Annotated in this window: 17 protein-coding genes and 1 tRNA gene; 12 read left to right on the top strand and 6 right to left on the bottom strand. The window is 65.8% G+C overall.

Annotated elements, in window-relative coordinates; all coding sequences use genetic code 11:
- Positions 1 to 38: 38 nt before the first annotated feature.
- The 9 genes from hutC to E8M83_RS17960 all read left to right on the top strand — a co-directional run bounded on the left by hutC (position 39) and on the right by E8M83_RS17960 (position 8,765).
- A complete protein-coding gene (gene hutC / locus E8M83_RS18000) occupies positions 39 to 740 on the top strand; it encodes a histidine utilization repressor (protein WP_137174933.1) in 702 nt (233 codons plus the stop codon).
- A gap of 91 nt (positions 741 to 831) precedes the next feature.
- Positions 832 to 1,230 carry a response regulator gene (locus E8M83_RS17995; RefSeq protein ID WP_137174729.1) on the top strand — a complete coding sequence of 133 codons (399 nt, stop codon included), beginning with the start codon at positions 832 to 834 and terminating at the stop codon, positions 1,228 to 1,230.
- Between the two features lie 229 nt (positions 1,231 to 1,459).
- Entirely contained in the window at positions 1,460 to 1,786 is a 327-nt protein-coding gene (gene trxA / locus E8M83_RS17990) for a thioredoxin TrxA (protein ID WP_137174728.1), read from the top strand.
- Positions 1,787 to 1,921: 135 nt separating this feature from the next.
- Positions 1,922 to 3,184 (top strand): transcription termination factor Rho, encoded by a 1,263-nt coding sequence (gene rho / locus E8M83_RS17985; RefSeq protein WP_005665081.1) that lies wholly within the window; start codon positions 1,922 to 1,924, stop codon positions 3,182 to 3,184.
- A gap of 204 nt (positions 3,185 to 3,388) precedes the next feature.
- Positions 3,389 to 3,658: a type B 50S ribosomal protein L31 gene (locus E8M83_RS17980; RefSeq protein ID WP_137174727.1), complete on the top strand. Its 270-nt coding sequence runs from the start codon at positions 3,389 to 3,391 to the stop codon at positions 3,656 to 3,658.
- 112 nt (positions 3,659 to 3,770) lie between these two features.
- Positions 3,771 to 5,492 carry a glycosyltransferase family 39 protein gene (locus E8M83_RS17975; RefSeq protein ID WP_137174726.1) on the top strand — a complete coding sequence of 574 codons (1,722 nt, stop codon included), beginning with the start codon at positions 3,771 to 3,773 and terminating at the stop codon, positions 5,490 to 5,492.
- A 269-nt stretch (positions 5,493 to 5,761) separates the two neighbouring features.
- A complete protein-coding gene (locus E8M83_RS17970; protein WP_137174725.1) occupies positions 5,762 to 6,229 on the top strand; it encodes a hypothetical protein in 468 nt (155 codons plus the stop codon).
- A 118-nt stretch (positions 6,230 to 6,347) separates the two neighbouring features.
- Positions 6,348 to 6,432: transfer RNA gene (locus tag E8M83_RS17965), tRNA-Leu, on the top strand.
- A 140-nt stretch (positions 6,433 to 6,572) separates the two neighbouring features.
- The gene (locus E8M83_RS17960) at positions 6,573 to 8,765 is read left to right on the top strand and encodes a glycosyltransferase family 41 protein (RefSeq protein ID WP_137174724.1); all 2,193 of its coding nucleotides are present in this window, start codon (positions 6,573 to 6,575) and stop codon (positions 8,763 to 8,765) included.
- On the opposite strand, the gene E8M83_RS17955 is transcribed toward E8M83_RS17960, so the two are convergent.
- Entirely contained in the window at positions 8,756 to 9,484 is a 729-nt protein-coding gene (locus tag E8M83_RS17955) for an ABC transporter substrate-binding protein (protein WP_137174723.1), read from the bottom strand. The two genes, E8M83_RS17960 and E8M83_RS17955, sit on opposite strands and share 10 nt — an antisense overlap.
- Before the next feature lie 236 nt (positions 9,485 to 9,720).
- Here E8M83_RS17955 and E8M83_RS17950 point away from each other — a divergent pair, with 236 nt between their 5' ends.
- Positions 9,721 to 13,068, top strand: a complete 3,348-nt coding sequence (locus tag E8M83_RS17950; RefSeq protein ID WP_229491637.1) for an MHYT domain-containing protein — start codon at positions 9,721 to 9,723, stop codon at positions 13,066 to 13,068.
- Positions 13,065 to 14,060, top strand: a complete 996-nt coding sequence (locus E8M83_RS17945; protein ID WP_137174722.1) for an HD domain-containing phosphohydrolase — start codon at positions 13,065 to 13,067, stop codon at positions 14,058 to 14,060. The genes E8M83_RS17950 and E8M83_RS17945 overlap by 4 nt, the downstream gene beginning before the upstream one ends.
- 96 nt (positions 14,061 to 14,156) lie before the next feature.
- Here E8M83_RS17945 and E8M83_RS17940 read toward each other — a convergent pair whose 3' ends face one another.
- From E8M83_RS17940 to E8M83_RS17920, 5 genes are all read right to left on the bottom strand, one after another.
- Positions 14,157 to 15,350, bottom strand: a complete 1,194-nt coding sequence (locus tag E8M83_RS17940; RefSeq protein ID WP_137174721.1) for a glycosyltransferase family 4 protein — start codon at positions 15,348 to 15,350, stop codon at positions 14,157 to 14,159.
- A gap of 12 nt (positions 15,351 to 15,362) precedes the next feature.
- Complete coding sequence (locus tag E8M83_RS17935; protein WP_137174720.1) at positions 15,363 to 16,502, bottom strand: glycosyltransferase family 1 protein; 1,140 nt, start codon at positions 16,500 to 16,502, stop codon at positions 15,363 to 15,365.
- Entirely contained in the window at positions 16,499 to 17,449 is a 951-nt protein-coding gene (locus E8M83_RS17930; RefSeq protein WP_137174719.1) for a GDP-mannose 4,6-dehydratase, read from the bottom strand. Before E8M83_RS17930 ends, E8M83_RS17935 begins: the two co-directional genes overlap by 4 nt.
- A 1-nt stretch (position 17,450) precedes the next feature.
- Complete coding sequence (gene gmd / locus E8M83_RS17925) at positions 17,451 to 18,491, bottom strand: GDP-mannose 4,6-dehydratase (RefSeq protein ID WP_137174718.1); 1,041 nt, start codon at positions 18,489 to 18,491, stop codon at positions 17,451 to 17,453.
- 294 nt (positions 18,492 to 18,785) lie between these two features.
- Positions 18,786 to 21,098 carry an NADP-dependent malic enzyme gene (locus tag E8M83_RS17920; protein WP_137174717.1) on the bottom strand — a complete coding sequence of 771 codons (2,313 nt, stop codon included), beginning with the start codon at positions 21,096 to 21,098 and terminating at the stop codon, positions 18,786 to 18,788.
- Between the two features lie 139 nt (positions 21,099 to 21,237).
- Between E8M83_RS17920 and thiL the strand changes: the two genes are divergently transcribed.
- Positions 21,238 to 22,206, top strand: a complete 969-nt coding sequence (thiL, locus tag E8M83_RS17915) for a thiamine-phosphate kinase (protein ID WP_137174716.1) — start codon at positions 21,238 to 21,240, stop codon at positions 22,204 to 22,206.
- Positions 22,207 to 22,211 lie beyond the last annotated feature (5 nt).

Genomic DNA, 22,211 nt, shown 5'->3' with positions numbered 1-22,211 from the left:
GGAGATTGAGTTTGGAAGCACAGACCGCGCAAGACAGCATGCAGGAAAAGTCGCCCATTTTCCAGCAGATCAAGGATTACCTGGTGAGCGAGATCGCCTCCGGCCGCTGGAAAGAGGGCGAGCTGGTGCCGTCCGAGCAGGCGCTGGTGCGCCAGTTCGGCGTGTCGCGCATGACCGTCAACCGCGCCGTACGCGAACTCACCGCCGAGCAGGTGCTGGTGCGGCGCCAGGGCTCGGGCACCTTTGTCGCCCCGCAAAAGTACCAGGCCACCCTGGTCGAGATCCGCAATATCGCCGACGAGATCCGCGCGCGCGGCAAGCTGCACGCCAGCCGCGTGCTGGCGCTGCAGGCCAGGGCCGCCGACGACGCGCTGGCGGCCGAGTTCGGGCTCGAGCCGGGCGTGCCCTTGTTCCATTCGCTGATCGTCCACTTCGAGAACGAGGTGCCGGTCCAGCTCGAGGACCGCTGGGTCAACCCGGGCTGCGCGCCAGCCTACCTGGAACAGGATTTCGCGCGCATCACGCCCAACGAGCACCTGATGGCAGTCGCGCCGCTGCAGGGCGCCTTCTATACGATAGAGGCCCAGCCGGCGCCAATGGAAGAGGCACGCCTGCTGGCGATCGAACCCGGCGCCCCGTGCCTGGTACTGCACCGGCGCACCACCTCGGCCGGCCGGGTGGCGTCGGTGGCCACGATGTGGCATCCGGGCCACCTGGCGCGCTTCACGGGCAGTGTCTGATAAATAAATACGGAATCGGACAACCCGTCGTGCCGGTTATTCGCCATAATGGCCCTCGCCCCGCCCTTACCCGTTCCGGATAATCACGCATATGCCGCCCGATGCCGCCGCACCCCGTTTTGCGCTACTGCGCGTGCTGGTGCTCGACGACGACCAACTCTTGCTCGAGGTGATGCGCGAGATGCTGGCGTCCTGCGGGCCTTGCGAGATCGTCCTGGAACTCGATGCGCGCCAGGCCCTGGCCCGGCTCGGCGAGGCGATGCCCGACGTGATGATCTGCGACCTGGTGCTGCCCGAGATGGATGGCATCGAGTTCCTGCAGGCCGCGGCGAGCCACGGCTACACCGGCAAGGTAATCCTGCTGTCGGCCCTCGAAGACGAGGTGCGCGAAGCGGCCGAAGAACTGGTGCGCGCCCTCGGATTGCGGGTGGCGGGTTCCTTCCGCAAGCCGCTCGCGCCAGAGCAATTGCGCCAGGCGCTGGAATGTTGAGATTTTGTACAAACCGCCGAACACTTTTTAAAAAATGGGGTATTATTCGCCTCATTCCCCGCCTGACACCCTCTAGCCGTTCTTCCAATATTGAAATTCGCACACAGTGCCTCCACCATTGTGTAGCTGCAATATTTGGCAAGTAAGTAAACACGGTAGCCGGTCGAGACGTTCCGCATGACTTGTCTCAAGGCGTTAATAACGATTCTTACCTCACATTGAGGAAACCATGAGCGAAAACATCAAACACATCAGCGATGCATCCTTCGAAGCCGACGTGCTCAAATCCGAGCAGCCGGTGCTGGTCGATTTCTGGGCCGAGTGGTGCGGCCCTTGCAAGATGATTGCCCCGATCCTGGAAGAAGTGGCCAAGGAATACGCCGGCAAGATCACGATCGCCAAGATGGACGTCGACGCGAACCAGGCCGTGCCGGCCCAGTTCGGTATCCGCGGCATCCCGACCCTGATCCTGTTCAAGAACGGCCAGGTCGCAGCCCAGAAAGTCGGCGCACTGGCAAAAGGCCAGCTGACCGCTTTCATCGACAGCAATATCTGATATAAGATAGCGGCGACGACGCGCCCGCGTCATCGCCACGCTTTACCTAGATTGGCCGGGAGCCACCCTCCCGCCTCCATTAACCCACGCAGTCCCCTCCCCTACCACATTCACCCGTCACGGGTCACCCACATAATGCATTTATCTGAACTGAAGGCGATGCACGTTTCCGCGCTGCTGGAAATGGCAATCGGCCTCGACATCGACAACGCAGCCCGCCTGCGCAAACAGGAACTGATGTTCGCGATCCTGAAGAAGCGCGCGAAACAGGGCGAACAGATCTTCGGCGACGGCGCCCTCGAAGTGCTGCCGGACGGTTTCGGTTTCCTGCGCTCGCCGGACGCGAGCTATATGGCTTCGACCGACGACATCTATATCTCGCCGTCGCAGATCCGTCGTTTCAACTTGCATACGGGTGACTCGATCGAAGGCGAAGTGCGTACGCCAAAGGATGGCGAGCGCTATTTCGCGCTGGTCAAGGTCGACAAGGTCAACGGCGAATCGCCAGAGGCTTCAAAGCACCGCATCCTGTTCGAAAACCTGACGCCGCTGCACCCGAACGAGCCGCTGCGCCTGGAGCGCGACATGAACGGCGCCGAGAACATCACCGGCCGCATCGTCGACCTGATCTCGCCGATCGGCAAGGGCCAGCGCGGCCTGCTGGTGGCGTCGCCAAAGTCGGGCAAGTCGGTCATGCTGCAGCACATCGCGCACGCAATCACGGCGAACCACCCGGACGTGACCCTGATCGTCCTGCTGATCGACGAACGTCCTGAAGAAGTGACCGAGATGCAGCGTTCGGTGCGCGGCGAAGTCGTCGCCTCGACCTTCGACGAACCGGCCACCCGCCACGTACAGGTCGCCGAGATGGTGCTCGAGAAAGCCAAGCGCCTGGTCGAGATGAAGAAGGACGTGGTCATCCTGCTGGACTCGATCACCCGCCTGGCGCGCGCCTACAACACCGTGATCCCGGCCTCGGGCAAGGTGCTGACCGGCGGTGTCGACGCCAATGCGCTGCAGCGTCCGAAGCGTTTCTTCGGCGCCGCCCGCAACGTCGAGGAAGGCGGCTCGCTGACCATCGTCGCGACCGCGCTGATCGAGACCGGCTCGCGCATGGACGACGTGATCTACGAAGAATTCAAGGGTACCGGCAATATGGAGGTGCACCTGGAGCGCCGCCTGGCCGAAAAACGCGTCTATCCGGCGATCAACCTGAACAAATCGGGCACCCGCCGCGAAGAACTGCTGATCAAGCCCGACCAGCTGCAGAAAATCTGGATCCTGCGCAAGCTGCTGTACTCGATGGACGAGATCGAGGCGATGGAGTTCATCCTCGACAAGATGCGCGCGACCAAGAACAATGTCGAGTTCTTCGACATGATGCGCCGCGGCGGCTGATACGCCACGCAACGCTTGACGCACGCAAAGGCAGCCTTCGGGCTGCCTTTTTGTTTGGCCTTTTTGTTTGGCATTGCCTGACGCCGAAAACCGCTTTATAATCTCCGGTTCAGTCCATCCCTGGCAAGTGATCGGCAATCGGGTCAAGAAGCTGTCTGACCGACGAAGTGCTGTTTGGCTACCAACTCAATAGAAAGCAGAACCATGAAGACCGATACCCATCCAGATTACCGCGAAGTCGTCTTCCACGACCTGTCGTGCGACTTCAAATTCATCACCCGTTCGACCATCAACACCCGCGAAACGATCAACCACGAAGGTAAAGATTACCCACTGGTCAAGATCGAGGTGTCGGCTGAGTCGCACCCGTTCTTCACCGGCAAGCACAAGATCGTCGACACCGCCGGTCGCGTCGAGAAGTTCCGCCAAAAGTTCGGCGCAGTCGGCTCGAAGACCTCGGTCGCCAACGGCTAATTGCCGCAGTAGAATCTTCGAAGCCCACGGGCTTCGCGAAAGAAGCCGCCTCCGCGGCTTCTTTTTTTTTCGCAGCTATACTACGCAGTTATTTTATCCATCAGATTTGCCGATGAAACCAGTCCGTCTTCCCGCCGCCGCCACCCTGGCGCTGCCCCGCTGGGCCCTGCTCGCGCTGGGCATGCTGTACATCCTGCCGGGCATCATCGGCCGCGACCTGTGGAAGGAAGACGCCGGCAGCTTCGGCATCATGTGGACCATGGCGCACGGCGGCCTGGATGACTGGCTGTACCCGAACATCGCCGGCCTGGCCAGCGTCGACGAAGGCCCCCTGGCCTTCTGGCTGGGCGCCATCTGCATCAAGCTGTTCGGCTGGATCCTGGGCGACGTGCTGGCCGCGCGCGTCTCGACCATCGCCATCTTCGTGCTGGGCACGATGTCGCTGTGGTACACCGCCTTCCACCTCGGCCGACGGGCCGAGGCGCAGCCGCTGCGCCTGGCCTTCGGCGGCCAGCCCGAGCCCAACGACTACGGCCGCACGCTGGGCGACACCGCCGTCCTGATCTACCTCGGCAGCCTGGGCCTGCTGCTGCAAAGCCACCTGACCCTGGCCGCGACCCTGCAGGGCGCGCTGCTCGCCTACTTCCTGTACCGCGCCGTGCGCTACGTGGAGCACACCAGCATCCGCAACGCGGTGCTGGTCGGCCTGGCCCTGGGCGCCCTGACGCTGACGCAAGGCTTCTTGCCGCCGCTGGTGCTGATCCTGGCCCTGTTCGCCTGCACCCGCTACCTGGACATGCCGGCAGGCCAGGCGCTGCGCGACCTGGCGGTTGCGGCCGGCGTCGGCTTCGGGCTGACCCTGGTGTGGATCCTGCCCGCCATCGCCGTGCAACCCTATGGCCTGTCGCCGGTTGCCGACTGGCTGGCCTGGAACGGCGAGCAGTTCGGCCTGCCGGGCTGGATCGCGGTCAAGACCTTCTTCCGGATCGGCATCTGGTTCTTCTGGCCGGCCTGGCCGTTCGCCCTGTGGGCGATCTGGGCCTGGCGCCGCCAGCAGCAGATGCTGCACATCGTGCTGCCGGTGTTCTTCTTCCTGGCCCTGGTGCTGCAACTGCTGTGCGACCCGGTGCCCGAGAACAGCGACTTCCTCAAGATGCTGCCGCCGCTGGCCCTGATGGCCGCCTTCGGCCTGCCGACCATGAAGCGCGGCGCGATCAACGCCATCGACTGGTTCTCGGTGATGGTGCTGACCATGCTGGGCGCCACCATCTGGTTGTTCTGGATCGCCAAGCTGACCGGCTGGCCGGCCCAGCTGGCCAAGAACGCGCTCAAGCTGGTGCCCGGCTTCACGCCCGAGATCGGCATCGTCACCTTCACCGTAGCCGCCGCCGCCAGCGTCGGCTGGGTGATGCTGGTGCACTGGCGCCTGTCGCGCCAGCCATCGGTGCTGTGGCGCGCCGTGGTGCTGTCGTCCGGCGGCCTGATCCTGCTGTGGGTGCTGTTGATGACGCTGTTCCTGCCCGACCTGAACTACGGCAAGAGCTACGCCGGCGTGGCCCAGCAGATCGCGGCGCGCCTGCCGGCCGACATCGACTGCATCGACACCAATGTCGGCCCGGCCCAGCGCGCTTCGCTGGCCTTCTATGGCCGCCTGCCCTTCGTCAGCCTGGCCGGCGGCAAGTGCGAGTATGTGCTGCTGCAGGACAGCCTGCGCAACCGCAACGACCGCGCGCTGCTGCGCAAATGGGGCGTGCGCAACACGGTCCCGCTGTGGGAAGGCCGGCGCGCCTCGGACCGCGACGAGCGCTTCAGGCTGTTCCGCAGGAACAAGTGAGCATCCACTTCCGGCAAGCCGCACGCTCGTGCGGCTTGTTTTTTATGCGTTTCGCGAGCAACGATATTCACCTGTGCGCGGCAAGTGTTGCCAATATGAGAACCTGTTCGTAAAGGATGCGTGTTTGCGTAGAGTCAAGCACCAGCCCGGAGCCGCTCGTCACAATGATTTAGTCGATGAGGATCAAAACCCGGGTTGAATGGATGTTGCGCCAGTTCAATTTATTGGTGCCCGACCGTTGCACAAGATGCTGTGAGGGAGAGATCACCATGAAGAGTGTGACGTTTTCAGAGATCGTGCGCATCCGGGAGCGCCCCGGCTTCCTGCGCCGCACCGATACCTGGCGCCAGTCGCTGCCCTGGGCGCTGACCTTGCTGGGCGGCCTGCCGCTGCTGGTGCTGGTGCTGCACCTGATCGACCCCGACGCGCCGCTGCCCTATGTGGTGCTGCCGGCCATCGTGGGCGGCCTGCTGCCGGTCTTCATGCTCGGCCCGGGCCGCTTCGAGATGCGCACCCGCTTCGACGCCCACTACATGATCAGCACGCTCGACGAAACGCTCGGCACGCTGGGCTACCGGCGCCTTGCTGTCGACAGCACCAGCATCCGCTACTTCCGCCCACGGCCGTGGTTAAGGCGGCAAGAGGGCGCGATCAATGTCGCGGTGCGTGAGCATGTGCTGGAGATTGTCGGGCCGGTGGGGAGCTTAAGGCTGTTGCAGCATCGGATTGCGCGCTGAGCGGACAGGCAGGGCTGGCGGACGGCCATACTGGCCCATTCCCCCCCGGCGATGTCAATTTCTTGTTCGCACTGGTCAGTTGTATGCACCATGTGCTAAGATGCGCGCCTGCTATTGGGCCTCTGTGGCGGAATTGGTAGACGCACTTGACTCAAAATCAAGCGCCGTAAGGCGTGCCGGTTCGATTCCGGCCGGAGGCACCACCCGCATCAAATTGTCGTACCCAGCGCGAAGCCCGCATCCTTACAGGAACCGCGGGCTTTTTGCTTTCCGCGCTTCCGCTTCTTTCCCCCTGCTTGCAACATCCTTGACCCTCCCCGGCGCCATGCCCTAATGTAGCGCCATGACCACCTCCCCCCCCACCGACGAAATCCGCCAGATCGTCGACCAGGCCATGCAAGCCGCCCGCCACGAGACCGCAGCCGGCAACCTGGACCAGGCGCTCGCCCTCTACCGGGCGGTATTCGAACTCCAGCCTGGCCATGCCGGCGCCCACCATGCGCTGGCGGCGCTGACGCGCCAGACCGGCGACCTGGCCGCGGCGATCCCGCATTACGCCGCCGCCCTCGAGGGCGACCCGGCGACCGCGGCCCACTGGCTCGACTACCTTGCGGCGCTGGTCGAGGCACGCCAGTTCTCCGCCGCAGCCGAACTGCTCGCATTGGGCCGGTCCAATGGCCTGCAAGACCCGGCGCTCGACGACATCGAACGACTGCTCGCGGGCGCCAGCGCGCCCGATGCCGCCGAGATCGACGCCGCCGCCACGCTGTTCGCGCAAGGCCGGCTCGATGAAGCGGAGGCGGCCGCGCGGTCGCTCGTCGAGCGCTTTCCCCAGCATCCGTTCGGCTGGAAGCTGATGGGCGGCGTGGCGCACCGGCGTGGGGCGGCGGAACAGGCCCTGCACGGCATGGCGATGGCGGCCCGGTTCGACCCTGACGACGGCGAGGCGCTCAGCAACCTGGGCCTGCTGCTGATGCGCGCCAACCGGCTGGATGAAGCGGAAATCACCCTGCGGCGGGCGATCGACCAACAGCCGGACAACGCGGACGCCCATAACCACCTGGCCATCACCCTGGCGGAGCTGGGCCGGCTGCTTGAGGCGCAAGCCAGCGTCTGTGCGGCGCTGGCGATCGCGCCGCACCATGAACGGTCCAGCATCACCTACGCCTTGGTCCTGCAAACCCAGAGCCGGCTCACCGAGGCCGTGGCCGCCTATCGCGCCTTGCTGGAACGTAGTCCCGACAATACCGACGCCCACAGCAACCTGCTGTTCTGCCTGAGCGAGGTGAGCGGGATCACGCCAGAAGAACTGTTCGCCGAACATCTGCACTACGGCCGGCAGGTCGCGCGCAACGTCGCACCGCCCGCCCCTTTTGACAACACGCCCGATCCCGAGCGCCGCCTGCGCGTCGGCTTCGTCTCTGGCGACCTGCGCAACCATGCGGTGGCGACGTTCATCGAGCCGGTCTTCGAGCACTTCGCCGGGCGTCCTGGCGTGGAGCTGTACGCCTACTACACCCATACCCTGAACGACGCCACCAGCGAGCGCCTGCGCGGCCACCTCGACCATTGGCGCGGCGTGTCCATGCTCGACGATGCGGGGCTGGAACAGCTGGTGCGCGCCGACGGCATCGACATCCTGTTCGACCTTTCCGGCCATACCTCCTTCAACCGCCTGCCCGCCTTCGCGCGCAGGATGGCGCCGCTGCAGGTGTCGTGGATGGGCTATCCCGGCACGACCGGCGTGTCGGCGATGGATTATGTGCTGGCCGACCGCAAGTTCCTGCCGCACGGGCGGTTCGACCACCTGTTCACGGAAAAACTGGTGCAATTGCCGTTGTCGGTACCGTTCGTGCCCCATGCCCACGCGCCCGACGTCGTGCCGCTGCCGGCCCTGGAAAACGGCCACATCACCTTCGGCAGCTTCAACCGGCTCAGCAAGATCAATCGCCAGGTCGTCGGAGCCTGGGCGGCGCTGCTGCGCGCCGTGCCCGATGCGCGACTGCTGGTGGCCGGGATGCCCGCGGGCGATGGCCGCGGTCAGTTGCTGTCGTGGCTGGAAGAAGAAGGCATTGCCCCGCAGCGCCTCGACTTTCATGGCCGCGCCGGCATGGTCGAGTACCTCACGCTGCACAACCAGGTCGACCTGGCGCTCGACACCTTCCCCTACTCGGGCGGCACCACGACCATGCACGCCGGCTGGATGGGCGTGCCGACCCTGACCCTGGCCGGCGGCACGGTGCCGGGACGGCAGAGCGCCAGCTTCCTCGAGCACAGCGGGCTGGCGCACTTCATCGCCAGCGATGCCGGGGATTTCGTTGGCAGGGGCACGGCCATCTGCGCCGACCTGCAGGCGCTGGCCGCCATCCGCGCCGGGCTGCGCGGATACTTCATGCTGCCCCAGTCGGACACCATGGTCCGGGTCGCCGATGGCGTCGAGCATGCGCTGCGGCTGATGTGGCGGCGCTGGTGCCAGGGCCTGCCGCCGGAAAGCTTCGAGACCCCGCTGCCGCCGGCCCCGCCTTCTCAGTCATAGGCACGTTCGATCCGCTGCGCCGTGCCGTCGCGCGCCATCGCGCCGAGTTCGGCGTTCAGGCGTGCAACCAGCGTGTCCGGCACCGACCGGTTGCAGGCCAGGTAGACCTCGATCTGGTGGAAGGCCAGCACCGGCACGATGTGCTTGTCCCACCCATGCTGCTGCAGCACGGTGCTGCCCCGGCGCCAACTGGCGGCCCACAGGTCGATCCGGCCCTGCAGTAGTTTCTGGGCATTCAGGAAGTCGTTCGGGGCGGCGTCGGTGACGAAGCCGCGGCCGCGCAGGTAGGCGTCGCGCGCATCGCCGTGATAGGTGCCGATGCGCAGGCCGCGCGCCTGTTCCAGGCTGGTCAGCGCCAGCTTGCGGTCGGCGCGCCCCATCAGCACCCATTGCGCCGCATCGAGCGGCCCGATCCACTTGAACAACGCTTCGCGTTCTGGCGTGCGGGTGGTGGAGTACACGCAGGTGTCGGGTCGCTGCAGGGCGGCCGTATAGGCGCGCTTCCAGGGCAGCAACGCGATCTCGTAGGCCACGCCGGTACGCGCCAGCGCACTCCTGAGCTTGTCCGTGGCGATGCCGACCACGCGGCCATTTACAAGCATGCTGGACGGCGCCGAGGTTTCAGTAGTGAGGTAAAGGCGCGGCTGTGGCGCACTGCGCGCCGCGCCCGGACAGGCGGCCAGGATGACAGCGGCAACGCAGGCTTGCCATATCGACATGCGACCTCCTCTTGTGGCCGTGGCGGACGCGGCTGGCGGCGTCCCCAGTGGGTCCAGCATACCAGCGGGCATGATTTCCGAACAACGAATGCACTGAAATGGTCGCTCCCGCGCTACAAAACCTCGCCAATCATCTGACAATTCCGGTCGCCAACAACATTTCCATCTGGGAAAATGCCATACTTCGCAGTCATTTCTCACCAATTGTTTCGCTGTCTGACTGGCCCCCCGAACTCATGTTGCAGCTCTTTAGCGCCCCGACCGACCCTTCGATGCTGACCTATGGCGTGTACGAACCACGCCTGGTCGTGCTGTCGGTGCTGGTGGCGATCTTTTCATCCTGGATGGGCTTGCAGATCACGGGCCGCGCCAGCACGAATGCAGCGCACCGCGCCATCGTGCTCGGCACCGGCAGCCTGGCGCTGGGCGCCGGCGTGTGGTCGATGCACTTCATCGGCATGCTCGCCTTCAACCTGTGCACGCCGGTTCACTACGACCACTGGACCACGCTGCTGTCGGCCCTGCCCAGCATCGGCGCGTCGTGGGTCGCGCTGAACCTGATCTCGCGCCCAGCGCTGCGCCTGCCCCACCTGCTGGTGGGCGGGGTGCTGGTCGGCGCCGGGATCGGCGCCATGCACTATGCCGGCATGGCCGGCATGCGCATGCGCCTCGACCTCTACTACGACCCGGCCATGTTCGCGCTGTCGATCGTGGTCGCGGTGGTGCTCGCTACACTGGCGCTGGGCGTGCGCCACGGCCTGTCGCGCTTCGAGTCGATGACCGATGCGCGCCGCCTGCTGGTGGCGGCAGTGGTGATGGGCTGCGCGATCGCCGGCATGCACTACACCGGCATGGCGGCCGCGCGCTTCGCCGGCGAAGCCGATCCGATGGGCCTGTCCGGATCGAACAGCGACTTCCTGGCGCTGTCGATCACGGTTATCACGGTCGCGCTGTCGCTGGGCGTGGTCGCCGCCAACGGCCTGCTGCGCTACCGCGCGATGTACCTCGACCTGGCGCGCAGCGAAGCCTGGATGCGCGCCCTGCTCACGACGACGGTCGATGGCGTCATCACGGTCGGACGCGACGGCACCGTCACCGAATTCAATGCCTCGGCCGAACGCATCTTCGGATGGCGCCGCGACGAGATCGTCGGCCGGAATATCTCCCTGCTGCTCAATGAAAAGGATCACCAGGCCGAGCGTGGCCTGCTGCACGTGCTGGCCAGGGGGAGCCTGGAAGGCGTCAACGCCAGCATGGAAACCTTTGGTGTGCGCAAGGATGGCAGCCAGGTGCCGGTACGCGGCGCCCTCGGCCACGCCCAGATGGGCGAGCAAGACCTGTTCGTCTGCTTCGTGACCGACATCAGCGAGCGGCGCGCCATGGAGCAGGCACTGCAGACCAGCGAACAGCAGTTCCGTTCCCTGATCGGCAATATTCCCGGCATCGGCTATCGCAGCATGCTGGGCAATGACTGGCCCATGATTTTCATCAGCGATGCCGTCGAGCGCGTGACCGGCTACCCGGCGACCGACTTCGTGGGCGCGCCTCCGCGCCGCGTATTCGGCGCCCTGATCCACGCCGAGGACCGGGTCCGGGTCGCCAAGGAGATCGGCCTCGCCTTGCGCGAAGACCGGCCGTTCCTGATCGAATACCGCCTGTTGCATGCCGACGGCAGCGTGCGCTGGCTGTGGGAAAACGGCACGGCGGCGCGCAACGACGCGGGCGACATCCAGTGGCTCGACGGGGTCATCCTCGACATCACCGAACGCCGCGTGATGGAACAGGCACTGCGCGACGCCAAGGAGGCCGCCGAGCAGGCGGCAGCGGCGCGCGCGACCTTCGTGGCCAATATGAGCCACGAGATCCGCACCCCGATGAATTCGATCCTCGGCTTCACCGACGTGCTGCTGGACGGCGAACTGAACGTGGAACAGCGGCGCCACCTCGACACCATCCGCAGCGCCGGCCGCGCCCTGCTGCGCCTGCTCAACGAGATCCTCGACACCGCCAAGCTCGAAAAAGGCGCGGTCGAGCTGGAACAGAACGACTACAACCTGCTGTCGCTGATCGACGAACTGTCCTCGACCCTGGCCGCGAACGCGCGCGCCAAGGGCCTTCACCTGGACATCCAGTACGACCCGGCGCTGCCGACGGGCCTGCGCGGCGACGAGTTGCGCATGCGCCAGGTGCTGACCAACCTGCTCGACAATGCGATCAAGTTCACCGCCAGCGGCAGCGTGACGCTCAAGGTCGGCGCCGAGGGCGACCAGCTGTGCATCGCGGTGGTCGATACCGGGATCGGCATCGCGCCCGAACGCCTGGCCGCCATCTTCGATCCCTTCACCCAGGCCGACGCCTCGATGACGCGCCGCTTCGGCGGCACGGGCCTGGGCACCACGATCAGCAAGCAGCTGGTCGAGCTGATGGGCGGGCGGATCTGGGCCGAGAGTGAGCTCGGACGCGGCACCACCTTCCACGTGCGGGCGCCGCTGGTGCTGGCGCGCTTCGCGAGCCAGGCGCCGCGCGTGCGCAGCGCCGCCGTGCTGCCGCCGCTGCGGGTGCTGGTGGCCGACGACGTGCCGCAGAACCTGGAACTGATGCAGCTGTTGATGACCCGCCGCGGCCACACCATGACCGCGGTGCGCGACGGTGCGGCGGTGGTCGAACTGGCCGCCAGCGGCGAATACGACCTGGCCCTGATGGACTTCCAGATGCCGACCATGGACGGCCTGGCCGCCACCCGCGCCATTCGCGATCAAGAGGCGGCGAGCGGCCGCCAGCGCCTGCCGGTGATCGCGATGACCGCCAGCGTGCTGCAGGAACACCGCAAGGCCAGCGTCGACGCCGGCATGGACGGTTTCGCCAGCAAGCCGGTCGACTGGTTCGCGCTGTCGCACGAGATCGCGCGCGTACTCGGCCTGCCCGGCAGCGCGCCGGACACTTCCGGCGCCGGCACTGCCCCGCGCGAGGTGCTGAACCGGCGCGCCGGCCTGCACCGCTGGAGCAACCGCGAAGACGCCTATGCCGAGGCGCTCGAGCACTTCGGCCGCCAGTACGCCGACCTGGGCCAGGCGCTGCGCCTGCACGCGGCCGGCGGCGAGCACCTGAAGCTGCGCATGCTGGCGCACAAGGTGCGCGGCGCGGCCGCCAATATCGGCCTCGAGCTGCTGGCCGACGCGCTGGCCGCGCTCGAGCAAGCCACCAATACGGTGCCGACCGACGCGCGCCAGGTCGCCAACACGCTGGTGGTCGCCAACAATGCGCTGGATGCGGCGCTCGCCGCGCTGCGCGCGGTGGCCGCGACGCCGGCGCCGGCGGCCCCGGGCAACCGGGTCGACCTGGCGCGCGCGCAGCGCGCCGGCGGCGTGCTGCTCGAGGCGCTGCGGCGCGGCGCCCTGAACGACGGCGCCATGGCCAGCCTGGCCGCGGCGCTGGCGGCGCATCCGGCCGCCACCCGCGTGACCCAGGTCCAGTCGGCGATCGCCGACTTCGACTTCGACCTCGCCCTCGGGCACCTGGAGACCGTCATGGAGCTCTTGGGTGATGGGGCACTTGACGACGCTTCCAGCCAATCCGCAGCATGAGCCAACCGAATACCCGCCCGCTGATCCTCGCGGTCGACGACGAAGCCAGCAACCTGCAGTTGCTGCGCCAGATCCTGCAGGACCACTATCGCCTGCTGTTTGCCAAGGACGGCGCGCGCGCGCTCGAACTGGCGCGCCAGGAGCAGCCCGACCTGGTGCTGCTGGACGTGATGATGCCCGGGATGTCGGGCTACGAAGTGTGCGCCGCCCTCAAGGCGCATCCCGCCACCGCCTCGGTGCCGGTGATCTTCGTCACCGCCCTGACCGAGACCGCCGACGAAGTCGAAGGCTTCGAGGCCGGCGCGGTCGACTACATCACCAAGCCGGTCAGCCCGCCCGTGGTGCGCGCCCGGGTGCGCACCCACCTGTCGCTGGTGCGCATGGAAGAGCTGCGCGCCAGCCGCCTGGAGATCGTGCAGCGCCTGGGCCTGGCGGCCGAGTACAAGGACAACGAGACCGGCCTGCACGTGATCCGCATGAGCCACTTCTCGCGCATCCTCGGCATCGCCGCCGGCATGACCGAGATCGAAGCCGACGACCTGCTGCATGCGGCGCCGATGCACGACGTCGGCAAGATCGGCATCCCCGACCGCATCCTGCAAAAACCGGGGCCGCTCGATCCGGACGAATGGAAGATCATGCAGGGCCACGTGACGATCGGCGCCGAGATCATCGGCGAGCACGATGGCGGCATGCTGGCGCTGGCGCGCCAGATCGCACTGACCCATCACGAGAAATACGATGGCAGCGGCTACCCGCACGGGCTGGCCGGCGAGGATATTCCGCTGGTGGGCAGGATCGTGGCGATCGCCGACGTGTTCGACGCGCTGACCTCGGTGCGGCCCTACAAGAAAGCCTGGACCGAGGAAGATGCGGTGAATTTCCTGCGCGAGCAGAAGGGCCGCCACTTCGATCCGCAATTGGTGGACCTGTTCGCCGACCAGATGCCGGCGATTCGCGAGATCAGGCTGCGCTGGGCCGAGACGGCCTGACCGGCCTCTCGATGATCGTAGGGTTGGCGGCTATGCCGCCGACGCGGTGATGGTTGGCGGCTCCATTTTCGCGCCGGATGATCTTGTGGTTAACGATCACCGCGTCGGCGGCGGAGCCGCCGACCCTACGGCCTCGGCATCCTTATCTTCCGCGACCGCGTCGCTTGGTTTGACGGCGCGCCTTGCCACCAGCTCGTGGTACAGCGCCGTGTAATTGGCCGCCATCTTCTCGGACGTGAACAACTCTTCATAGCGCTGCTCAGCGCGCCGGCCCATGGCGCGCGCCATGTCCGGGTTTTCCCACAAGGTGCGCATCGCGGCGCGCAGCGCCGTGGCGTCGGACGGCGGCACCACCAGGCCGGTGTCGCCATCGACGTTGATATAGGTGGTGCCGGTGCCGATCTCGCTCGAGATCATGGGCTTGCCGTACATCGCGCCCTCGAGCAGCGAGATGCCGAAGGCTTCCGAGCGCAGGTGCGACGGGAAGGCGACGGCATAGCTCAGGGTCAGCAGCGCGACCTTGTCGGGTTCATCGATCGCGCCGACGAACATCACGTTCGACAGGCCCAGGCGCGCAGCCTGCTCCTTGAGCTCTTGCTCGATGGGGCCGGCGCCGACGATCACGATCGGATAGTCGGTGCCTTTCGCGGCCTCGAGCAGAATGTGCAGGCCCTTGTAGTAGCGCAGCACGCCCACGAACAGGAAGAATTTGGGGCCCACCCGCTCGCGCCAGTGCGCCAGGCGGGCCGGGTCGGGCTGGGGATAGGTGTCGCGATCCAGGCCGAAGGGAATGACCGTGGTCTTCGCAGGATAGCGCGCCAGCACGGTCGACGAGCCCAGGTAGTTGGGCGAGGTCGCGACGATCGCATCGACGCTTCTCAGGAAGCGGTGCTTGAGCGGCTGGTACAGGCGCAGCAGGTGGCGCTGGCGCACGATGTCGGAGTGGTAAGTGACCACCGTCGGCTTGTCGACCCGGGCCATGAAGTGGGCCAGGTCCATGAACGGCCACGGGAAGTGGTAGTGCACGACATCGGCCTGCTTCGCCAGGCGCGCCAGCGCGCCGATCGACTGCACCGAGATGGCGTTGGAGGCGATTTCGGCATTGAGCGGCACGCGGTGCACCATATGGCCTTCGAACTCGAACGGGACCAGGTTGTCGTGGCGCGACAGCGACAGCACGGTATTGGTCACGCCGAGGCGGCCGGTGCCCACGCACATCTGGCGGATCACCTGTTCGACCCCGCCCACGGAATCGGGGTGGTAGGTCTTGTAGAAATGAAGGACACGCATAATCAGCTCAGCTTACTGCGAAAGGACGGCACGGTACACCTCTGCCGTCAGGCGTGCGGTGTTTTGCCATGTCAGTTGTTCGGCGCGGGCGCGTCCGGCGCCGATACAGCGCGCGCGCGCAACAGGGTCGGTGGCCAGGATGCGCATGGCGTCACCGATGGCGCCACGCGACAGCGGGTCGACCAGCAAGGCCGCCTCGCCCGCCACCTCGGGCAGCGAGGTCACCGTCGACGTCACCACCGGCACGTTCGAGGCAAAGGCTTCCAGTACCGGAATGCCATAGCCTTCATACAGGGATGGAAAGACGAACACGCCGGCGCCGGCATACAGGTGGCGCAATTGCGCATCGTCGGTCAGGCGATCGAGCCAGGCCACGTTCTCGCCCGCGGCCCGCGCCGCCCTGAGCGCCGCCGCCAGGCTGTCGCTGCGGGCGCCGGGAGCGCCGACGACGACCAGGCCGCGCTCGGCGCGCAGCGGCGCAGGCAGCGCCAGGTAGGCCTCGAGCACGCGCTCGAGGTTCTTGCGCGGTTGCAGCGTCCCAACAAAAAGGAAATAACCCGGCTGCAGGCCGTAGGCCGCCAGGGTACCGCTGACCGCTTGTGGATCGGGCGCCGCCAGCCACGCTTCGTCGACACCATTGGGAACGACCGAGATGCGCCGCTCGTCGATGCCGAAGCATTCGACCAGTTCCGCGACCGCGAACCGGGACACCGCGATCACGTGGTCGGCCTTGCGCGCCGCCTTGACCTGTAGCCAGTTCTTCAGCTTGCGCAGGCGCGGGTTGCACCATTCGGGGTGCTTGATCGGCAGCGCGTCGTGCAGGGTTGCCACCACCGGACAATCCATGCGCACCACGCGATAATCAGTCGCGTGGAAGATATCCAGCGGCATGTGGACCCGGTGCGCACCCGGCGTCACCAGCTCTACCAGGCTCGCGGCTTCGAACGATGTGGGAAAAGCCTGGCCGATCGAGATGCCGGCCTGGCCCTGGCGCGGACGCGGCCAGGAATACGGCGCCACCTTGCAGCCGGTGGCCGGCAGGTGCTGCATCAAGGCCCGGGTATAGACACCGATGCCGTCCAGCCGGCCGCCCGTCAGGCCAGGCTCGACCATGGTGGTCCCCAGCCCGACCTTGATGACTGCGGGTTTCACGCCCTGTACATCCAATCCAGCGTCTCATGCAGCGGGGTCGGCGCCAATTCTCCGATCGCGGCGGCCAGCTTGCGATTGCTGCCGGTCAGCTGCAGCACGTCGTTGGCGCGCACGAAGGCGGGGTTGACTTGCACGTCGATACGATAGCCGGCGATCTCGCCCATCGTCTCGATCACGCTCGATAACGAGTGCGGGGTCCCGGAGCAGACATTGAAGGCTTCGCCCGCAGGCGCCGCCGCCAGCAGGCGGCGATAGCTGCGCGCCACCATGCGCACGTCCGAGAAATCGCGGGCGATGGCGAGGTTGCCCAGCTCGATGCGTTTCTCGTTGCGGCGGAAGTGATTGACGATCTTGGGCAGCAAGAAATTCTCTGCCTGGCCCACGCCCGTATAGTTGAATGGCCGCGCGATCGTGATCGGCAGCTTGTCCATCCACAGGCGCGCCATGTATTCCATCGCCAGCTTGCTGACCGCATAGTCGTTGGCCGGGGCCGGCGGCACGCTTTCGTCGATGACGGGCACATTGGCGTTGCCATAGATATTGGCCGACGAGGCCAACAGCACGCTGGTCGGACGATGCGACCCCGCGCTCAGCGCTTCGAGCAGGTTGCGGGTGCCGACCACGTTGACGCGGTAGATCGCCTCGACGTTGGCATGGCCCACGAAGGCGATGCCGGCCAGGTGGGCCACGACATCGGGCCTGGCTTCGGCGACCATGGCGGCCACCGCGTCGCGGTCGCACAGGTCGACCGCGAACATATCTGGTCCGAGCTCGTCGCCCGGCATCGCGGTGCCGAACACACGGTAGCCTGCGGCCGTAAGCTCTTGCGCCAGGTAATGGCCGGTGAAGCCGCGCAGGCCCGTGATCAGGGCGCGGCGGCCCTCCCCTTCGCGTTCCGTCGCCCGAGGCGCGAGAGCGGAAACGTCATCCGTGGCCAGGCGCGTCATATCAGAACGAGAAACCCTGTTCGTTGCGGCGCAGGTCGGCGTCGACCATCATCTGGCACAGCTCTTCGAGCGTGGTCTTCGGTTCCCAGCCCAGCTCGCGCCTGGCTTTCTCTGGGTCGCCGATCAGCAGCTCGACTTCGGCCGGACGGTAGAATTTGGGCGACACGCCCACCAGCTGCTTGCCGCTCTTGCTGCAATGGGCAACCTCTTGCTCGCCGCTGCCGCTCCAGTCGAGCGTGACGTCGGCGGCCTTGAAGGCCATGGTGACGAAATCGCGCACGGTCTCGGTGCGGTTGGTCGCCAGCACATAGGTGTCGGGCTTGTCGGCCTGCAGCATGCGCCACATGCCTTCGACATATTCCTTGGCGAAGCCCCAGTCGCGCTTGGCGTCCATATTGCCCAGCTCGAGCAGCTCCAGCTTGCCCTGCACGATCTTGGCCACCGAATCGGTGATCTTGCGCGTCACGAACTCGCGGCCGCGCAGTGGCGACTCGTGGTTGAACAGGATGCCCGAGGAACCGAAGATGTCATACGATTCGCGGTAATTGATGGTCATCCAATGCGCGTACAGCTTGGCCACGCCATACGGGCTGCGCGGATAGAACGGGGTATCTTCTTTCTGCGGGATGGCCTGCACCTTGCCGAACATTTCGGACGTCGACGCCTGGTAGAAGCGAATCCTGGGGTTGACGATGCGGATGGCTTCGAGCAGGTTGACGGCCCCCAGGCCGGTAATCGAGGCGGTGGTCACCGGCTGGTCGAAGGACACGCCGACGAAGCTCTGGGCCGCCAGGTTGTATACCTCGCTCGGCTGCGCCGATTCGATCAGGCGCAGGCTCGAAGCCAGGTCGGTCAGGTCGTATTCGACCAGCGACAGGTTCGGGTGCGAGGTGATGCCGAGTTCATCGATGCGCCAGAAATTGACCGAGCTCGAACGACGGTAGGTGCCGGTGACGTGATAGCCTTTTTCCAGGAGCAACTGGGCCAAATAGGCGCCATCCTGGCCGGTGATACCGGTGATGAGGGCTCGTTTGTTTTGCATGTTCTTGGATGGATAAGAAGGTGGTCTTGCGGGCGCCACGCGGTAGCTGACGAGCCCGGCCAAGCAAGGATTGTAACAGAGGAGGTTGGTTTGCCGGATTGCGCGACAGAAATCAGTGCAATTAGGGCAACACTTATCTGAACATTATGACCCGAAAATGACGCGCCGCGCCGGTCGCTTACGGTTTGTTACCAGTGTCTTTGCAGGATGACAAACAGCGACAGGTGGATACAAAAACGCCTGACCTCGCGCAAGAGCGCCAGGCCAGGCGTGGCAAACTCAGCCGTTCAAAACTTACCGCTGGGAAACTGCATCCACCACGGCCAGGGCTGTCATATTGACGATCCTGCGCACCGTGGCCGAAGGGGTCAGGATATGGACGGCGCGCGCGCAGCCGAGCAGGACCGGGCCGATGGCGATGCCGTTGCCGGCCGCCGTCTTGACCAGGTTGTACGAGATATTGGCGGCGTCGATATTCGGCAGCACCAGCAGGTTGGCTTCGCCCTTCAGGGTCGATTCCGGCATGATCTTGGCGCGCATCTTGACGTCGAGCGCGGCGTCGCCGTGCATCTCGCCGTCGATTTCCAGCTCGGGCTTCTGCTGCTGCACCAGGGCCAGGGCGGCGCGCATCTTTTGCGCCGATTCCGAATTGGCGCTGCCAAAGTTCGAGTGCGACAGCAGGGCCGCGCGCGGCACGATGCCGAAGCGTTCCATCTCCTCGGCCGCCATGATCGTGATCTCGGCCAGCTGCTCGGCGTTCGGGTTCTCGTTCACATGCGTGTCGACCATCGCCAGCTGGCGTTCCGGCGTGATGATGAAGTTCATCGCCGCGTACACATTGGCGCCGGGGCGCTTGCCCAGCACCTGGTCGATGAAGTCCAGGTGCATCTGGGTGGTGCCGTAGGTGCCGCAAATCATGCCGTCGGCTTCGCCCTTGTGGATCATCATGGCGCCGATCAGGGTGTGGCGGCGGCGCATGGCCAGCTTGGCCAGGTCCGGGGTCACGCCCTTGCGCATCACCATCTGGTGATAGGTGGTCCAGTAGTCGCGATAGCGCTCGTCGAAGTCGGGATTGATCACGTCGAAGTGCACGCCCAGCTTGAGGCGCAGGCCGAATTTCTCGATGCGCTGCTCCAGCACCGCCGGACGGCCGACCAGGATCGGGCGCGCCAGCTTTTCGTCGACCACCACCTGCACCGCGCGCAGCACGCGCTCGTCCTCGCCCTCGGCGTAGACGATGCGTTTCAGTTCATTCGGCGCCGCCTTGGCCACGGTGAACAGCGGCTTCATGAAGGTGCCGCTGCGGTACACGAACTGCTGCAGGGTCTCGGCGTAGGCTTCCAGGTCTTCGATCGGACGGGTGGCGACGCCGCCGTCCATCGCGGCCTTGGCCACGGCCGGCGCGATATGCGTCAACAGGCGCGGATCGAACGGCATCGGGATCAGGTATTCCGGACCGAAGGACAGGTTCGAGATGCCGTAGGCCGAGGCCACGATGTCCGACTGCTCGGCGTGGGCCAGGTCGGCGATAGCATGCACCACGGCGATTTCCATTTCGCGCGTGATGGTGGTCGCGCCGCAGTCCAGCGCGCCGCGGAACATATACGGGAAGCACAGGACGTTGTTGACCTGGTTCGGGTAGTCCGAACGGCCGGTGGCGATGATGGCGTCGCCGCGCACCGCTTTCGCGTCTTCGGGCAGGATCTCGGGGTTCGGGTTGGCCAGCGCCAGGATCAGCGGGCTCGGGGCCATCTGGGCGACCATGTCCTGCTTGAGCACGCCGCCGGCGGACAGGCCCAGGAAGATGTCGGCGCCGGGAATGACGTCAGCCAGCGAACGGTGCGGCGTGTCTTGCGCGAAGCGTTCCTTATCCGGGTCCATCAATTCGACGCGGCCTTTATAGACCACGCCGGCCAGGTCGGTGACGAAGATGTTCTCGATCGGGAAGCCCAGGTCGACGATCAGGTCGAGGCAGGCCAGCGCGGCCGCGCCGGCGCCCGAGACCACCAGCTTGCATTCCTTGAGATTCTTGTTGACGACCTTCAGGCCGTTCAGGATGGCGGCGCCGACGATGATCGCGGTGCCGTGCTGGTCGTCGTGGAAGACCGGGATCTTCATGCGCTCGCGCAGCCGGCGCTCGATGTCGAAGCACTCGGGCGCCTTGATGTCTTCGAGGTTCACGCCGCCGAAGGTCGGTTCGAGCGCGGCGATGATGTCGACCAGTTTATCGGGGTCGGTCTCGTTGATCTCGATGTCGAACACGTCGATCGCGGCGAACTTCTTGAACAGCACGCCCTTGCCTTCCATGACCGGCTTCGACGCCAGCGGGCCGATATTGCCCAGGCCCAGCACGGCGGTGCCGTTGGAAATCACGGCGACCAGGTTGCCGCGCGCGGTGTACTTGTAGGCATTGGCCGGGTCCTTGACGATCTCTTCGCATGGCGCGGCCACGCCCGGCGAATAGGCCAGCGCGAGGTCGCGCTGGTTCAGCAGGCCCTTGGTCGGCGCCACGCTGATCTTGCCGGGACGGGGAAACTGGTGATACTCGAGCGCTGCTTGACGCAGTTGCTGACGTAATTCTTCTTTTTTGTCAGATGACGAATCCATGCTGGGCAGCCTTCCTGGAACAAATCGGGGCTTTCGATTCTATCAGACAGCATGTTGTCAATGGCTACGTATTTTTACCATTCGACCTGCCATTTCTATGTGCGGTTGCAGCATTTCTCGCCCATGTACAATCGCCGCCATGCTTTCCGAATTCGACCTCATCAAACGCTACTTCAAGCGCGACCGCCAGGGACGCGCCACGCTCGGCATTGGCGACGACTGCGCACTGCTCACGCCCGCACCCAACCGCCAGCTCGCGATCTCGACCGACATGCTGGTCGAAGACCGGCATTTCTTCGCCGGCGCCGATCCTGTCATGCTGGGCCACAAGGCGCTGGCCGTGAATCTCTCGGACCTGGCCGCGATGGGCGCCCGGCCCGTGGCTTTTACCTTGTCGCTGGCGCTGCCGCAGGCCGACCCGGCGTGGCTCGAAGGATTCTCGCAAGGCCTGTTCGCGCTGGCCGACGCGCATGAGTGCGAACTGATCGGCGGCGACACGACCAAGGGCCCGCTCAATATCTGCATCACCGTGTTCGGTGAACTTGCGCCCGGCCACGCGCTCCGGCGCTCGGCGGCCCGCCCCGGCGACGATATCTGGATCTCGGGCACGCTGGGCGATGCGCGCCTGGCGCTGGCCGGCTATTGGAAAGAGGTCGAGCTCTTCCCGTCACTGCAGGCGCAGGCCGCATCGAGGCTGCACATGCCCACGCCGCGCGTGGCGCTGGGCCTGGCGCTGGCCGCGGCCCCATGCGCCCATGCGGCGCTCGACATCTCGGATGGTTTGATCGGCGACCTCGGGCACATCCTGGCGGCATCAAGCGTCGGCGCCACGCTCGACGTCGACGCACTGCCGGCCGGCCCGGTGCTGGCGCGGCAAGGCCGCGACCTGCGGCGCCGCTTCACGACGGCCGGCGGCGACGACTACGAACTGTGCTTCACGGTGCCAGAGGGGCAACGCGATGCAGTGCTGGCGGCCGCGGTGCAGGCCGCGACACCGGTCACCCGGGTCGGCACGATCGAGGCCGCGCCCGGCCTGCGCCTGGTCGACGCGCACGGCGCGCCGCTCGACCTGGGGCTGACAGGCTGGGACCACTTCAGCGGAACGTAGGCAGT

The sequence above is a fragment of the Massilia sp. HP4 genome, from assembly GCF_005222695.1.
In the GTDB taxonomy this organism is placed as follows: domain Bacteria; phylum Pseudomonadota; class Gammaproteobacteria; order Burkholderiales; family Burkholderiaceae_D; genus Telluria.
The sequence above is the reverse complement of the archived record's forward strand: the minus strand, read 5'-3'. Positions and strand labels throughout refer to the sequence as shown.

What these genes read in the sequence shown, in the direction of transcription:
- E8M83_RS17920 (WP_137174717.1), bottom strand. Translation starts at nt 21,098, where the DNA reads ATGGATTCGTCATCTGACAAAAAAGAAGAATTACGTCAGCAACTGCGT.
- E8M83_RS17955 (WP_137174723.1), bottom strand. Translation starts at nt 9,484, where the DNA reads ATGTCGATATGGCAAGCCTGCGTTGCCGCTGTCATCCTGGCCGCCTGT.
- E8M83_RS17980 (WP_137174727.1), top strand. Translation starts at nt 3,389, where the DNA reads ATGAAGACCGATACCCATCCAGATTACCGCGAAGTCGTCTTCCACGAC.
- E8M83_RS17945 (WP_137174722.1), top strand. Translation starts at nt 13,065, where the DNA reads ATGAGCCAACCGAATACCCGCCCGCTGATCCTCGCGGTCGACGACGAA.
- E8M83_RS17975 (WP_137174726.1), top strand. Translation starts at nt 3,771, where the DNA reads ATGAAACCAGTCCGTCTTCCCGCCGCCGCCACCCTGGCGCTGCCCCGC.
- rho (WP_005665081.1), top strand. Translation starts at nt 1,922, where the DNA reads ATGCATTTATCTGAACTGAAGGCGATGCACGTTTCCGCGCTGCTGGAA.
- thiL (WP_137174716.1), top strand. Translation starts at nt 21,238, where the DNA reads ATGCTTTCCGAATTCGACCTCATCAAACGCTACTTCAAGCGCGACCGC.
- trxA (WP_137174728.1), top strand. Translation starts at nt 1,460, where the DNA reads ATGAGCGAAAACATCAAACACATCAGCGATGCATCCTTCGAAGCCGAC.
- E8M83_RS17995 (WP_137174729.1), top strand. Translation starts at nt 832, where the DNA reads ATGCCGCCCGATGCCGCCGCACCCCGTTTTGCGCTACTGCGCGTGCTG.
- E8M83_RS17960 (WP_137174724.1), top strand. Translation starts at nt 6,573, where the DNA reads ATGACCACCTCCCCCCCCACCGACGAAATCCGCCAGATCGTCGACCAG.
- E8M83_RS17970 (WP_137174725.1), top strand. Translation starts at nt 5,762, where the DNA reads ATGAAGAGTGTGACGTTTTCAGAGATCGTGCGCATCCGGGAGCGCCCC.
- E8M83_RS17950 (WP_229491637.1), top strand. Translation starts at nt 9,721, where the DNA reads ATGTTGCAGCTCTTTAGCGCCCCGACCGACCCTTCGATGCTGACCTAT.
- E8M83_RS17940 (WP_137174721.1), bottom strand. Translation starts at nt 15,350, where the DNA reads ATGCGTGTCCTTCATTTCTACAAGACCTACCACCCCGATTCCGTGGGC.
- hutC (WP_137174933.1), top strand. Translation starts at nt 39, where the DNA reads ATGCAGGAAAAGTCGCCCATTTTCCAGCAGATCAAGGATTACCTGGTG.
- E8M83_RS17930 (WP_137174719.1), bottom strand. Translation starts at nt 17,449, where the DNA reads ATGACGCGCCTGGCCACGGATGACGTTTCCGCTCTCGCGCCTCGGGCG.
- gmd (WP_137174718.1), bottom strand. Translation starts at nt 18,491, where the DNA reads ATGCAAAACAAACGAGCCCTCATCACCGGTATCACCGGCCAGGATGGC.